Source organism: Flavihumibacter stibioxidans (assembly GCF_014332695.1).
In the GTDB taxonomy this organism is placed as follows: domain Bacteria; phylum Bacteroidota; class Bacteroidia; order Chitinophagales; family Chitinophagaceae; genus Flavihumibacter; species Flavihumibacter stibioxidans.
The window spans coordinates 388,406-403,738 of sequence record NZ_MBUA01000023.1 but is presented as its reverse complement, the minus strand read 5'-3'; the positions used below and the strand labels follow the sequence as shown (position 1 = coordinate 403,738).

9 protein-coding genes are annotated in these 15,333 nt (G+C 49.9%); 7 read left to right on the top strand and 2 right to left on the bottom strand.

Annotated features, from left to right (window positions below; genetic code table 11):
* The first annotated feature begins 19 nt into the window (after positions 1-19).
* Complete coding sequence (locus BC349_RS13130; protein ID WP_187257227.1) at positions 20-1,147, top strand: acyltransferase family protein; 1,128 nt, start codon at positions 20-22, stop codon at positions 1,145-1,147.
* A gap of 104 nt (positions 1,148-1,251) precedes the next feature.
* Positions 1,252-3,066, top strand: coding sequence for a translational GTPase TypA (typA, locus tag BC349_RS13125; protein WP_222840172.1), 1,815 nt, complete (start codon positions 1,252-1,254; stop codon positions 3,064-3,066).
* A 100-nt stretch (positions 3,067-3,166) separates the two neighbouring features.
* Here the strand turns inward: typA and BC349_RS13120 are convergent, their stop codons facing one another.
* Positions 3,167-3,544: a cupin domain-containing protein gene (locus BC349_RS13120; RefSeq protein WP_187257226.1), complete on the bottom strand. Its 378-nt coding sequence runs from the start codon at positions 3,542-3,544 to the stop codon at positions 3,167-3,169.
* The gene (locus tag BC349_RS13115; RefSeq protein WP_187257225.1) at positions 3,516-3,806 is read right to left on the bottom strand and encodes a hypothetical protein; all 291 of its coding nucleotides are present in this window, start codon (positions 3,804-3,806) and stop codon (positions 3,516-3,518) included. The genes BC349_RS13120 and BC349_RS13115 overlap by 29 nt, the downstream gene beginning before the upstream one ends.
* A 376-nt stretch (positions 3,807-4,182) precedes the next feature.
* Between BC349_RS13115 and BC349_RS13110 the strand changes: the two genes are divergently transcribed.
* The 5 genes from BC349_RS13110 to BC349_RS13090 all read left to right on the top strand — a co-directional run bounded on the left by BC349_RS13110 (position 4,183) and on the right by BC349_RS13090 (position 15,319).
* Entirely contained in the window at positions 4,183-6,834 is a 2,652-nt protein-coding gene (locus BC349_RS13110) for a glycoside hydrolase family 2 protein (protein ID WP_187257224.1), read from the top strand.
* Between the two features lie 266 nt (positions 6,835-7,100).
* Complete coding sequence (locus BC349_RS13105; RefSeq protein ID WP_187257223.1) at positions 7,101-8,294, top strand: DUF2062 domain-containing protein; 1,194 nt, start codon at positions 7,101-7,103, stop codon at positions 8,292-8,294.
* Positions 8,295-8,306: 12 nt separating this feature from the next.
* Complete coding sequence (locus tag BC349_RS13100) at positions 8,307-12,164, top strand: trifunctional MMPL family transporter/lysophospholipid acyltransferase/class I SAM-dependent methyltransferase (protein ID WP_187257222.1); 3,858 nt, start codon at positions 8,307-8,309, stop codon at positions 12,162-12,164.
* Positions 12,154-13,668 carry a phytoene desaturase family protein gene (locus tag BC349_RS13095; RefSeq protein ID WP_187257221.1) on the top strand — a complete coding sequence of 505 codons (1,515 nt, stop codon included), beginning with the start codon at positions 12,154-12,156 and terminating at the stop codon, positions 13,666-13,668. Before BC349_RS13100 ends, BC349_RS13095 begins: the two co-directional genes overlap by 11 nt.
* The gene (locus tag BC349_RS13090) at positions 13,661-15,319 is read left to right on the top strand and encodes a C45 family autoproteolytic acyltransferase/hydrolase (RefSeq protein WP_187257220.1); all 1,659 of its coding nucleotides are present in this window, start codon (positions 13,661-13,663) and stop codon (positions 15,317-15,319) included. Before BC349_RS13095 ends, BC349_RS13090 begins: the two co-directional genes overlap by 8 nt.
* The last annotated feature ends 14 nt before the right edge of the window (positions 15,320-15,333 follow it).

Below are 15,333 nucleotides of genomic sequence, written 5' to 3'. Positions count from 1 at the left end.
GATAAACTAATTCGCTTACATGAATAAAACTGCCCCTGCCCGTTTCCTGGCGCTGGATGTTTTTCGCGGACTCACCGTCTGTTTCATGATCATCGTAAATACGCCCGGAAACTCCGCCACCACCTTCGCACCGCTGCTGCATGCCCAGTGGCATGGCTTCACACCAACCGACCTGGTATTTCCGTCCTTCCTGTTTGCTGTCGGGAATGCCATTGCATTTGTATTGCCCAGATGGGAAACGATGAGCAACAGTGCGGTGCTAACGAAGATCCTTAAGCGAACTTTAATTATTTTCCTGCTCGGATACCTGATGTACTGGTTCCCGTTTGTGAAATATGATGGTAAGGATTTCAGTGCTTTCCCGTTTTCCGAGACCCGTGTGTTCGGGGTTTTGCAGCGGATCGCACTCTGTTATGGGATCGCAGCCACCATGATCTGGTGGCTGAAGCCCAGGGCAACCTATATCCTTGCTGTAGTCTTTCTGTTGCTATACTGGGGCATATTGTACTGGTTCGGGGATCCGGCCGATCCTTTAAGCATGCAGGGAAATGCAGGCTTTTACCTGGATAGGTGGCTGGTCGGTGAGAACCACCTGTACCATGGGGAAGGGGTTGCATTTGATCCGGAGGGTTTGCTCAGCACAATGCCGGCAGTGGCGAATGTGGTGGCCGGTTTCTGGGCGGGCGACCTGGTGAGGCGGAAAGGTACCAGTTGGGAGACCCTGGGACTGTTGTTGCTGGCAGGAGTAGCGGCGCTGTTTATAGCGTATTGCTGGAACGGGGTGTTCCCGGTCAATAAGAAACTCTGGACCAGCTCTTTCGTAGTACTGACCGTGGGGTTGGGCGCCAACATCCTGGGAGCTGTCATCTACATAGCTGACATCAGGAAGAAAACCGGCTGGACCTCGTTTTTTACTGTATTCGGGAAAAATCCACTTTTTATTTATCTCCTGTCAGAATTGATCGCTATTTTACTGTGGTTTTTCAAGACACCGGACGGAACATCCTGGTACACTCATCTTTATGACCTGGTTTTCAGTCGTTTCGGTGGATATATAGGATCCTTCCTTTTCGCGCTTTCGATAATGATGATCTGCTGGCTTGCCGGTTGGTGGCTGGACAGAAGGAAAATTTATATCAGGGTGTAAGCGGAAACAGGCATATATATAACATAATCTTTATTCCGGATTGCTTGCCAGCCCAGTAAATAGGCGTACCTTTGCGCGCCAATTAGGGCCCGAGTAAGTACATTATGGACATCAGAAATATTGCAATCATTGCACACGTAGACCACGGTAAGACTACCCTGGTTGACCGCATCCTCCACACTACAAAAGTGTTTCGCGAGAACCAGGATACCGGTGAGTTGATCATGGATAACAACGATCTGGAACGCGAACGAGGCATTACCATCTTCAGTAAGAACGCTGCAGTTACTTACAAAGATGTGAAAATCAACGTTATCGACACACCCGGTCACGCCGACTTTGGTGGTGAGGTGGAACGCGTGTTAAAAATGGCCGACGGGGTTATCCTGCTCGTGGATGCCTTCGAGGGCCCCATGCCGCAGACCCGTTTCGTGCTGCAGAAAGCCCTGCACCTCAACCTGAAGCCCATCGTGGTGATCAATAAGGTCGACAAGCCCAACTGCCGTCCCGATGAAGTACACGATGCGGTTTTTGAATTATTCTTCAACCTCGATGCTACAGAAGAGCAGCTCGATTTCCCGACCTTCTACGGTTCCGGAAAGAATGGCTGGTTCAACGACAGCCTCACCCCCTGTGAGGACATCATGCCGTTGATGGATGGCATCCTGAAATACGTACCTGAGCCTAAAGTGGCAGAAGGTCCCCTGCAGATGCAGATCACTTCCCTCGATTATTCTTCCTTCCTTGGCCGTATCGCCATTGGAAAAGTTGCCCGTGGAAGCATTAAGGAAGGCCAGCCGATCGCATTGATGCAGGCCGATGGCACCGTTAAAAAGCAGCGTGTCCGTGAACTTTATGTATTTGAAGGCATGGGCAAGCGCAAGGTAACAGAAGTGCTGGCCGGTGACCTCTGTGCAGTGGTTGGATTGGAAGACTTCAATATCGGTGATACCATTTCTGACCAGGAAGTAATGGAAGCATTACCTGTGATCAGCGTGGATGAGCCCACCATGAACATGTTGTTCAGCATCAACAACTCTCCTTTCTTTGGTAAGGACGGTAAGTTTGTGACCTCACGTCACCTGCGCGACCGCCTGATGAAGGAAACCGAAAAGAACCTCGCACTTCGTGTATTCGATACCGATAGTGGTGATAGTTTCCAGGTATATGGCCGTGGTATCCTTCACCTGGGCGTATTGATCGAAACCATGCGCCGCGAAGGATACGAACTTACTGTAGGACAGCCGCAGGTGATCGTGAAGACCATCGATGGCAAGAAATGTGAGCCGTATGAAGTACTGGTGGTGGACGTTCCGCAGGAATTCGCCTCCAAGGTAATTGACCTGGTAACCCGCCGAAAGGGTGAGATGCACGTGATGGAAACCAAGGGTGATATGCAGCACCTGGAATTTGAAATTCCTTCGCGCGGACTGATTGGTCTGCGTACCCAGATGCTGACCGCTACTACCGGCGAAGCCGTGATGGCCCACCGTTTCAGCGAGTACAAGCCCTGGAAGGGACCCATCCCCGGACGCAACAACGGGGTGCTCATTTCCAAGAATACAGAAAAAACAACCGGTTACTCTATCGATAAATTACAAGATCGCGGAACCTTCTTTGTGGATCCGGGAGAAGATGTGTACGCGGGACAGATCGTTGCCGAGAACATCAAGCCCGGTGACCTGGTGGTGAACGTAACGGAAGGCAAAAAGCTGACCAACCACCGTGCGAGCGGAAGCGATGATGCTACCCGCATTGCGCCGAAGACCCTGCTGAGCCTGGAAGAGTGCATGGAGTACATCCAGCACGACGAGTGTATTGAGGTAACGCCGAATTTCATTCGGATGCGTAAAATCTACCTGGATGAGAACGACCGTAACCGCTTCACCAAGATGATGAAAACCGAAGAAGTAGGATAACCCGTCTGACGCGCGTCTGACGTACGTCAGACATACGTCAGACGTGCGTCAGACGCATAGGAAACCGCTGCCCCCGAAAGCAGCGGTTTTTTATGGGGTATTATTCATACACGATGCCCCATTTTTTCTCCAGCCTGTCGAATTCCGCCTGACTCTTTGGCTGCCAGGGCGTGCCGGCAGGTGATCCCATTTCCCTGAAATACTCTTCAAAACCAGCTGGGGAATAACTGAATACCATGATGAATTTTTCTTTGCCCGTATTCCTCACCCCATGCCACACGCCTTTTGGTATCAAGGCCACAGCCCCCTGTTTCAAAATGATCTCCTTCTGTCCGATTCGCATCGTTGCTTCACCCGCATAGGCAAAAATGAGTTCATCCTCATTCAGGTGTTTGTGTACCGGGATGGCTTCACCGGATGCAATCTCTTCCCTGCAAAAACACATGCTTTCATTTCCCTGGCGGTCTTTCGAAATCATGATGGTCAGCGGAGAATTCCTTCCTCCGATTGTACAATGACTGGTTCACCATCCTGGGAATCAGGTATAGCGCCTGCAAGCTGAGCGCTAAGTATTCCAAACAAACCCAGCGATCCTGACAGGATAAGTTGCCTTCTTTTTTGGAGGGATGGCCGGAAGCCATGTCAGGAAGATTTCTGTAACAATCAACGGCAGAAAAGAAATATTCATTCACCGTTCTGGCAAAAACCGGGTCTTCAATGGTACCGAACAAAAATTTCACCGGAACCAGTTGATCCAGCCGCAATACACCAGTATATTTTTTACTAACCGCATGGAGTTGATTGTAAAGAAGCCATCCGATTACCAGAAATATAATTATTTTTTCATACGATGCAGGGAAAAAAATTATTTCTGCCTTCCCTTTCTGAGGAATTTCAATTCCTGCAAACGCTGCAGCGAAAGCTTTTACTGTTACTGGAGGCGATAAACACTGAGCATACCAGGTCGGGAATCGCACATCTGGATAACTGGTTTGATAATATCAATATTGGCAACAATAAACAGATAACTATTTTTGATTTCTGCCTTACGCGTCTGACGTGCGTCTGACGTACGTCAGACGCACGTCAGACGCGTAAGGCAGAAAAAAACAGAAAATGATCAAGCATATTTATCACCACCATCCCTTTGCCTGCCTACTCATCGGCGCATTGCTTACCCTGATCCACATCACTGCGTACACCCAGCAACGGTATGAACTGAATTCAGGCTGGCGCTGCATAAATGTCAAAAATACCACGGCCAATGGCAATGCCATTTCTCAGCCATCCTATCCGTTGAAAGGCTGGATGCCCGCCACCGTTCCGGGTACCGTTCTCACCACCCTGCTGAACAACCAACAGATCCCGGATCCTTTTTATGGCATGAACAATGAAAAGATCCCCGATATCTACCATACCGGCAATGACCAGTACACCTACTGGTTTGTAAAGGATTTCAAAGAAACGGTGCTGCCGCAGGAACAGGCCTGGCTGCAATTGCGCGGGGTGAATTACAAATCGGAGATCTACCTCAACGGCAAAAAAATAAACCCGCGCACACATGAAGGTATGTTCCTCCGCCAGCAGTATAATATCACTCCCTTTCTTGCTAAAAATGGTACCAATCGCCTTGCTGTAATCGTATATCCGCCGGACCACCCCGGTAATCCAAATGGCGGACAGGGCGGTGACGGCACCATTGCAAAAGGACTCACGCACCAGTATGTGGCGGGGTGGGACTGGATCCAGCCGATCCGCGACCGGAATACCGGCATCTGGGATAAGGTGTTCATTGAAAAGACAGGCGGCATCAATGTGCAGAACCCGCATATAGTTACGGAAGTAAAAGGCAAACGCTATCCCGGCGCCAGCCAGGAACCCGCCGTCATCAGGGTTTCCGCTGAACTGGAAAATCCAACCCCAGGGGAAGTCAGCGGAATATTACAATACCAACTGGAAGGGAAAACAATATCCAAACAGGTAACCATTCCAGCCAACAGCCGGCAGGAGATTCGTCTGCCTGACCTTAAACTGGATAATCCCCGCCTCTGGTGGCCGAATGGTTACGGCGCGCAGGAACTCTATGACATAAAACTGCAGTTCCTCCAGGGTACAGCCAGCCACGATGAAGAAACCATCCGTTTTGGCATCCGGCAGATCGACAATTCATGGAACCCGCAGACAGGGAGCATGCAGGCTTTCGTAAACGGGCAACCGATATTCATCAAAGGAGGCAACTGGATCATCTCCGATGCCATGCTACGGTTCAGTGAAGAAAGATACGATGCAGAAGTCCGCTTTCACCGCGATATGAACCTCAACCTGATCCGCATCTGGGGTGGGGCTTTAACCGAGCGGCCCGAATTTTACCAGGCCTGCGACAAATACGGGATGCTGGTCTTCCAGGACTTCTGGTTCAGCGGCGATTGCAATGGCCGATGGCTGGATCCCATGAAAAAGGAAGACCAGTGGACGAGAAGAAAATATCCCGACGACCATCCGCTGGTGGTCAGGGCCATTGCCGACCAGGTCAGAATGATCCGCAACCATCCCTCCCTGGCTTTCTGGTGCGGCGGAAACGAGATCACTCCGCCTGAAGACATCCTCCATGCAATAAAAGATTCTTTGCTGCCTGCGCTTGATGGTACCCGTTATTTCTTTGATTATTCCAACAGTGACAGCATGTCGCTTAATACCATCGGGGGAAATGGCGACGGGCCGTACAATATCCAGGACATTAATTCTTTCTGGACCCATAAAACCTTTCCCTACAATTCAGAGATCGGTTCGGTGGGCGTGGGCGACTACGCCTCGCTCAAAAGATTCATTCCGGCCGGCAATATGACGCCGCCGCAACACCGCGGCAAAATTGATTCCGTGTGGCAATACCACAAATACATCGGCTACGGCGAACATATTGACAAATACGGTCCGGCAACCGATGCGGAAGATTTCGCCATGAAAGCCCAACTGGTGAACTATGACCAGTACCGAGCGCTGGCCGAAGGATTTTCTTCGCATATGTGGCACTGGTATACCGGGGTGATGATCTGGAAAACACAGAATCCCTGGACCGCGCTGAGAGGGCAGATGTACGACTACTACCTGGATCCCAACGCCTGCCTTTACGGATTACGGAAAGGCAGTGAACCCCTGCATATCATGATGAATCCGGCCGACAGTATGGTGATGATCGTCAACAATGGATTCACCACCCGTCGCGACCTGATGATGGAAGCGCGGGTATACGATGTACTAACGGGAAGGGATAGCCTCTATACCCTGATCTTTAATGAAATCGGGCCATCCATGGCGAAGAAATATTTTCCCATGAATGGTTTCCTGAAATCCCTCCATAAGCAATCAGGTGTTTTTGTATCCCTGAAACTAAAGGGAACGGACAAGACCCTTATAAGCGAAAACCTTTACTGGCTGCCGGGTGCGGACGGAAAGTATAAAGCCCTGCAGGAAATGCCTGCAGGCCGGTTGCAGGTTAGTGCAACACATACAGGCCGAGGCCGGGTAACCATAACCCTCAGCAACCCGGAAACCGCACCGGTATCCTTTTTCAATCGTCTTGCTTTAATACATGCAGGATCAGGGGAGCGCATCCTGCCTGCATTCTATTCCGACAATTATTTGTCCATCCTGCCCGGGGAAAGGACAACCATTGTGGCGGACTATCCCGAAACATTCACGGGCAAGGACATACGACTTGAATACTATGGCTGGAACCAGGAAAGGCAGGTCATCGGTATACAGAAATAAACGGCTACTCCCTTCTTCCGAACTGCAAACGCTGGCTGAGCCGGATGGTAACCAGGTTGGGAGACGGATCGCCACCACCTGCAAAGACCCGGACCGGCCGCATAAATAAAATCCTCATGTGTGTATTGGTTTAATGGTTCCGAAAAATAATATGGCAGAGCCAGATTTCAAAAAAAACTGCCGGGAGCCTCCGAATATCCCTTTCCCACAAGCATTTCGCCGGTTTTTTCGTTAATTGCGGGCAGAAAGCAACCTGAGTCCGTTTCATGTCCGATACACCGATATACCAGCAACAGTTCCAGGCGCACAAGGCCTGTGTGCTGATTCCCACTTATAACAATGCCGGATCACTCAAAGCAGTGATCGAAGATGTATGCCGGTTTACGCATGAGATCATCGTGGTAAACGATGGGTCAACGGATGAAACGCTTGCCATTGCAGCCAGTTTCCCCCAGGTAAAACTGGTCAGTTACGCAAAGAACAGGGGCAAGGGCTGGGCCCTGCGCCAGGGATTTGAAAGGGCCCGCCGGGAGGGCTATCACTATGCCATTTCCATTGATGCCGACGGCCAGCATTTCGCCAAAGACCTGCCGACCCTGCTGGATACCATCACCGCCCATCCCAAAGCCATCATCATCGGCGCCCGTAACCTTGACCAGGAAAACGTTCCCGGAAAAAGTAGTTTCGGCAACCGTTTTTCCAATTTCTGGTTCTGGTTGTACACCGGCATTAAAGCCCCGGACACCCAGAGCGGCTATCGGCTTTACCCGGTGAAGGCCATGGAAAAAATGAAATTTTTCACTGTCAAATACGAATTTGAAGTAGAAGTGCTGGTGCGTTCCGCCTGGAAGGGCATTGACGTACACTTCGTGCCGATTGCCGTTTATTATCCGCCGGCAGCCGAGCGCGTATCCCATTTCCGGCCGTTTAAAGACTTCACCCGCATCAGTATCCTGAACACGATACTTTTTTTCATCGCCTTCTTTTATATCAAACCAAGGGATTTTTTTCGTTCACTTTTTCACCGGGACAAACGCGAAGAGTTGCTGATGCAATTACTGGAACCGGGACAGTCGCATGAAAGAAAAGCCATCTCCATCGGGTTCGGCATTTTCATGGGAATTGTACCGATCTGGGGCTTCCAACTGATCGTGGGCATCTCCATCGCGCTGTTGCTGAAACTGAATAAGGCACTGGTGATTACAGCAGCCAATATCAGCATACCACCCATGATCCCCTTTATCCTCTACGGAAGTTTCCTCGCCGGCGCTCCCTGGATGGGTGAGAAAGCAACCGCTGTTCCCATGACCTCAGACCTTAGCCTGGCATCGATCGAGGCTAACCTGCAACAATACCTGCTCGGCAGTGTTACCCTGGCAGTAATAGCCGGACTGGCAGTTGGACTTTTCTCATACCTTGTAATGAAAATGTTTAACAAGAAAACCGGTCATGTGCTCTGACCCGGCCTGCTTATGGAAAATATCTTTGTGCTGATTTACCGTTACTTTAAGACACACAGGCTGGTATTCTGGTCCTGTTTTGTCCTGGCATTCGGTATACCTGCATTGATCGCTTCCCGCCTGCACCTGGAAGAAGATATTACCAGCATCATTCCAAAAGATGAAAAAACCCGCGAGCTGAACGAGATCTTCCAGCAATCCAAACTGCTGGATAAAATGATCCTCACCATAAAGTCCACAGATCCGGCCACTACCACTACCGATTCACTGGTTGTGCTGGCAGATGAACTGGCGGAAAAGGTGAACGCCTCCCTTAGCCAGTATGTCAGCGAAGTGGCACACCAGGTAGAGGAGGACGTTACATTTTCACTATTCGATAATATTCATGAGCACCTGCCGGTTTTCCTGGAACCGCGGGACTATGCCAGCATTGACTCGCTGATTACGCAGGAAGGAGTGAGGGCTACCCTGGAAAGAAACTACCGGACGTTAACCTCGCCGGCCGGACTGGCACTCAAGCAATTCATCGCAAAAGATCCTTCCGGAATAAGCAGCCCCGCACTGAAAAAACTGCAGTTGCTGCAATACGATCAGCAGTTTGAATTATACGACAACCATATCATTACACGTGATGGCAGGCAACTGATCCTGTTCATCACACCCGCCTTTCCAAAAAACAATACCGGTAAAAACGCGGAGTTCCTAAATGGGCTTGACAAAGTCATTGACAGCCTGCAGTTGAATCATCCCGGGTTTACAGTTTCTTATTTTGGGGGGACGGCAGTAGCAGTGGGTAACGCCGTTCAACTTCGGCAGGACACTATGCTGACACAGGGCATTACAGTGATTTTCCTTATTCTTTTCTTTGCACTCTACTTCCGCAGGAAATCAGCTCCCGTGCTGATCCTGGTGCCTGCTTTATTCGGCGCCCTTTTATCGCTCGCCGCCATCACCCTGATCAAGGGATCCATCTCGGTCATTGCCCTGGGTACGGGTTCTATCATCCTGGGAATCGCGGTCAATTATTCATTGCACGTTTTCAATCATCACCGGCATCGCCCGGATATGGAGGAAGTATTACACGACCTGTCCCACCCGATGACCATCGGAAGCATCACCACCATCGGTGGTTTTCTATGCCTCCAGTTTGTGCAATCTGAAATGCTGCGCGATCTTGGGCTGTTCGCGGCTTTCAGCCTGATCGGCGCCTCACTGGCATCGCTGGTGTTTTTACCACAACTGATTCGGGTACCCAACACCGGTAGTAAACACAGGGAAGGCTGGTTGGACAGGCTGGCTGCATACAGGATCGAATCCAATAAAAAGCTGGTATGGCTTATACTGGGACTGACAATATTCTTTGCGTTCTTTGTAAAGGATGTAGGATTTGAGCCGGACATGAACAGGATGAATTACATGTCGCCCCGGTTAAAGCAATCAGAGCAGGAAGTGAACCAGCTCAACGCATTTGCACTGCAGTCCGTGTATGTGGTATCTAAAGGAACAACCCTGGAAGAGGCCCTTCAACACAATGAAAAAGTGGTGGCCAGGCTGAATGAACTGGCAGACCAAAAGATAGTCAGGAAATATTCCGGACTCGCTTCTGTGCTTGTGTCGGATTCGCTGCAGCGGCTGAGGATATTAAAGTGGAATGCCTACTGGACGCCGGAGAGAAAACAGCAATTGCTGGAGAACCTTAAAAGGGAAGGGGCCGCCATCGGGTTCAGTCCGAAGTCGATTGAACCGGCAGCTCAGATGCTGGAGAAACCATTTACCATGATGGATGATTCCGTGGCGCTGGCCATGTCATCCAGCCTCGTGGAATCCTATGTGATCAGGCAGCCGGGTGTGGTGAAAGTCCTGACAATGGTCAAAACATCACCTGAGCACAAGGAAGACATTTTCAAAGCATTTGATCAAACGGATAATGTATCTGTGCTGGACATGCAATATGTGACCGGCCGCCTGGTGGATATGGTGCGAAATGATTTCAACAGCATCAGCTGGATGGTGGCGGCCATTGTCTTCGTGGTATTGCTGATTTCTTTTGGGCGGATTGAACTGGCGTTGATCGCTTTCATTCCCATGATGATTACCTGGATCTGGATACTAGGTATCATGGGCCTTGCCGGTATCAAATTCAATATCGTCAATATCATTATCTCCGCGCTGATCTTCGGTCTGGGTGATGACTACAGCCTTTTCACGCTGGATGGGTTGCTGCAGGAATATAAGACGGGTAAGAAAAACAGCAGTTCCTTCAGGTCCTCTATATTTTTGTCGGCGGTAACCACAGTGGCCGGACTGGGCGTCCTGATCTTTGCCAAACACCCATCACTGAAAAGCATCGCGTTGATAGCCATTACCGGTATCCTTTGTGTGGTGCTGATATCGCAGGTACTCATCCCCGTTCTGTTCAGGGCGCTAATCAGTAACCGAACCAGTAAGGGCCAGCCTCCGTTTACCTTATGGAGCCTGTTCAAATCGGTATTTGCCTTTTTCTATTTCGTTTTGGGATCACTGTTACTGACCGTGACAGGGTTTCTGCTGGTAAAACTGAATCCTTTTGCAAAGGAAAAATCGAAGTATATTTTTCACTGGTTGATTTCGAAGCTTGCCTGGAGCATGATGTACATCATGGGTAATGTGAAAAAGAAGATTATCAACCCGGGCAATGAGCAGTTTAAGGAACCCGCCGTGATTGTGAGCAATCACCAGAGTTTCCTGGATATATTATCCCTTATCATGCTGAACCCAAAGATCATCCTGCTGACAAATGACTGGGTCTGGAACTCACCCGTATTCGGGTTTGTGGTAAGGATGGCCGATTACTATCCGGTTGCAAAAGGTGTTGAAACCAGCGTGGAGAAACTCGCCGACAGAATGAAACATGGCTACTCCATCGCAGTATTTCCGGAAGGCACCCGTTCCTATGATGGCACGATGAAACGATTTCACAAGGGAGCTTTCTACCTGGCGGAGCAATTGCAGGCCGACATCCTGCCGATCCTGCTGCATGGAACCGGGTACACCATGAGCAAGGGGGATTTCATGCTGAAAGACGGAACCATTACCATTGAATACCTCCCAAGGGTAAAAGCTGCCGATACCGCTTACGGGAATGGTTATGCGGAGAAGACAAAACGTATCAGCAGGGCCTTTAAGCAGGCATACATGGAGCGCCGCGAACAATACGAACACACACACTGGTTCCGTGAACAACTGATATCGTGTTACCTGTATAAAGGACCGGTGCTGGAATGGTATATGCGCATCAAAACCTTGCTGGAAAAGGATTATGAACGATTTGACCAGCTCGTTCCCCGCCAGGGCAGGATACTGGACATTGGATGCGGATATGGATTCATGTCATACATGCTGCATTTTGCCGGACCGGATAGGGATATTACCGGACTGGACTATGATGAAGATAAAATCGCCACAGCCAATCACTGTTACAGCCGGAATGAAAAGATACGTTTTGTGCAGGGGGATGTACTGACCTTCCACTTTGAACCCTATGACACCATACTGGTATGTGATATGCTGCATTACCTGCCACCGACGCTACAGGAACAGGTAATCCTTACCTGTATGCAACACCTGAATCAGGGCGGCAGGCTGATTATCCGGGAAGGAAACGCGGAAATGGAAAACCGCCATAGGGGCACAAAATTGACTGAATTCTTCTCAACAAAAGTTTTCGGATTCAATAAAACCAGGCAGGAGGGGCTGTCGTTTATGTCAGGCTCCACCATTCGCGGACTTGCCGGCGCCAATGGGTTTAACTGCGATGAGATTGACGAATCGGGCCGGACCTCCAATATTATTTTTGTGCTGGAAAAAAAGGAGGGAAGCCATGCAGACTGAGTTTGACATAGTCATAATAGGCAGCGGACTGGGCGGACTGGTCTGCGGCGCGGTACTGGGAATGGAAGGCTACCGGGTATGCATACTCGAAAAGAACCGGCAATTGGGCGGCTGCCTCCAGACATTTGCCAGGGATAAGGTTTTATTTGACAGTGGTGTGCATTATATCGGTGGACTTGATAAAGGTCAGAACCTTTACCAGGTATTCAAATACCTTGGCCTGATGGATAAGTTGAACCTGGAGAGAATGGATGAAGCCGGTTTTGACCGGATTGCTTTCCTGGAAGACGGCAAAGAGTATGCGATGGCGCAGGGCTATGATCGATTTATAGAAAAGCTGGCTGCAGATTTTCCTGGTGAAGAAGAAAATATCCGTAATTACTGCGACAAGATCCGGGAGATTTGCGCAAGGTTTCCAATGTACCATTTGCAGTCAGGCGGCGGACTGGTGGAGAAATCGGCAGTACTTGATATCGATACCAGAACCTATATTGAATCAATAACCAGTAACCCGCGCCTGCAGGAAGTACTGGCAGGCAACAATTTTTTATATGCCGGAGAACCATATAAGACTCCATTTTATGTGCATGCCCTGGTACTGAACAGTTATATTGAAAGTTCCTGGAAATGTGTGGATGGCGGTTCGCAGATCACCAAATGGCTGGCAAAAAGAATCCGCGATAATGGAGGGGTGATCAGGAATCACGCGGAAGTAATACGGATAGCGGAAGAAAATGAAAGAATCAGTTATGTGGAATTAAAAGACGGCTCCAGGGTGCGGGGTAAACACTTTATCTCAAATATACATCCGCAGCAAACCCTTGCCATGACTGAAACGACCATGCTGAGGGCCGCATACAGGAACCGGATCAACCGGCTCAATAATACCATTTCTTCGTTTTGCGTAAACGCGGTTATGAAACCAGGGGCTTTTCCCTATTACCGGCATAATTATTATATCCATGATACGGATGGGGTATGGGGTGCCATCAAATGTGATAAGGGAAAATGGCCGCAGAGTTGCTGTGTGTTCTTTTCAGCCTCTTCCCGTTCCACTGCTCATACGGAGGCCCTGAGTATCCTGGCGTATATGCCTTACGAAGAGGTCGCCCGCTGGCAGGATACATTCAATACCGATTCGGAACCAGCTGATCGGGGCGCTGATTATGAACAGTTCAAAAAGGAAAAGGCGGAACAGTTGATTGCTTTTGTGGAAAGGAAGTTCCCGGGATTACGTGGCCAGATCCAATCCTTTACCTGCACGTCGCCCCTGTCGTACCGCGATTATATAGGAACGGCGGATGGTTCCATGTATGGCATTGCCAAGGATTTTCGTGATCCGATGGGAACCTACCTGCCCTCCCGCACGCGGGTACCCAATCTCTATCTTACCGGGCAAAACCTGCTGCTGCACGGCATCCTGGGAGTAACCATCAGTGCGCTGGCCACCTGCACAGAGTTGGTGGATTCAAATACCTTAATCGAAAAAATAAGGAATGCCTAAAATCAGGAAAATAGGAAAGTGGTTATTGTACCTGCTGGGATTTTTCCTGGCAGTGCTGGCTGGATTGTTCATCTATTTGTACTTTGTTTCCAGGGTAGATCCGCCTGCCATTGCAGATCGCAGCATAGAAAAAACCGAACGCAGCAATCCGTCAAAGGATTTTTATTTTCTCGGCAACAACTGGTTCAGGAAAAGCCGGTCAGGTTTATACGAGTTGTATGTGGAAGGCGGCGCATTTGAGCGGGGTGTTATCAATGGCAAACTCACCAGGGAACTGGTACAGCGCCAGGAAGATCATTTCAGTGAACAGATCGAAAAGATGATCCCTTCCACGTTCTACCGCCATTTCCTGAAATATTTCATCGGCTGGTTCAACCGCGACCTGCCTGCCAATGTAAAAGAGGAATACCGCAAAGAGATCTATGGTGTATCCATGGCGGCATCCGGCAAATACGGATACATTGGCACACCCTACCAGAGAATCCTGAATTACCATGCGGCTCACGATATTGGTCATGCGCTGCAAAGTATGGCCCTTGTAGGATGTACTTCTTTTGGAACCTGGGACGCACATTCGAAGGACAGCGCGTTCATCATCGGGCGGAATTTTGATTTTTATGTGGGTGATAAGTTTGCGGAAGACAAGATCGTTGCCTTCATAAAGCCCGACAGCGGTTATGGGTTCATGACCGTAACCTGGGGTGGATTTACCGGCGCCGTTTCGGGCATGAATGAGAAAGGACTAACGGTGACCATCAACGCAGCCAAAACCGATTTGCCACCCGGCTCGGCCACACCTGTTTCGCTGGTGGCCCGGGAAATATTGCAATATGCCGCCAATATAGAGCAGGCCATAACCATTGCCCGCAGTCGTACCATGTTTGTATCCGAGTCCTTCCTGGTAGGATCCGCCGCAGACAACAAGGCCGTGGTAGTGGAGAAAACCCCGGAGGCGCTTGACGTGTACGATCCGCGGCAGAATTATATTGTATGTGCCAACCATTTCCAGAGCAAGGCACTGGGCGCTCTGCCATCCAACCAGCAACAGGTCAGGGAAAGTGCCTCCGAGTACCGGTACCAGCGGGTGATGGAATTGCTGGACCAGGCACCTGTCAACACTGTGCAGCAAACCATCAGTATCCTTCGCGATACAAAGGGTTTAAAGGGGGCTGATATTGGCCTGGGCAATGAGAAAGCCATCAACCAACTGATTGCGCATCACTCCATTGTATTTGAACCGAAGAAGCGACTGGTATGGGTTTCCACGGCTCCCTGGCAGGTGGGTCAATATGTTTGTTATGATCTGAACAAGGTATTCAGCCTGAAAGGCATGCGCGCAGACCGTGAGATCATGGACAGCAGCCTGGTGGTGGCACCGGACAGCCTGCTTTACACCCCGGCTTTCAGGCAGTTTGAATTGTTCCGCAGTTTTAAACAGCGCATACTCGATGGCGGTATGGCCGATCCAGACAGTATTGTGGCCAGCAACCCGAATTACTACCATGCCTATGCGCTGGCGGGAGATATGGCCGGCAAATCGGGCAACAAAGCGGCCGCAATAAAATTCTACCGGCAGGCACTCACCAAAGAAATAGCCACCCTCAATGAGAGGACGGCTATTGAAGAAAAATTAAAACGGCTGCAGGAATAGCCGGGCCGTTTATT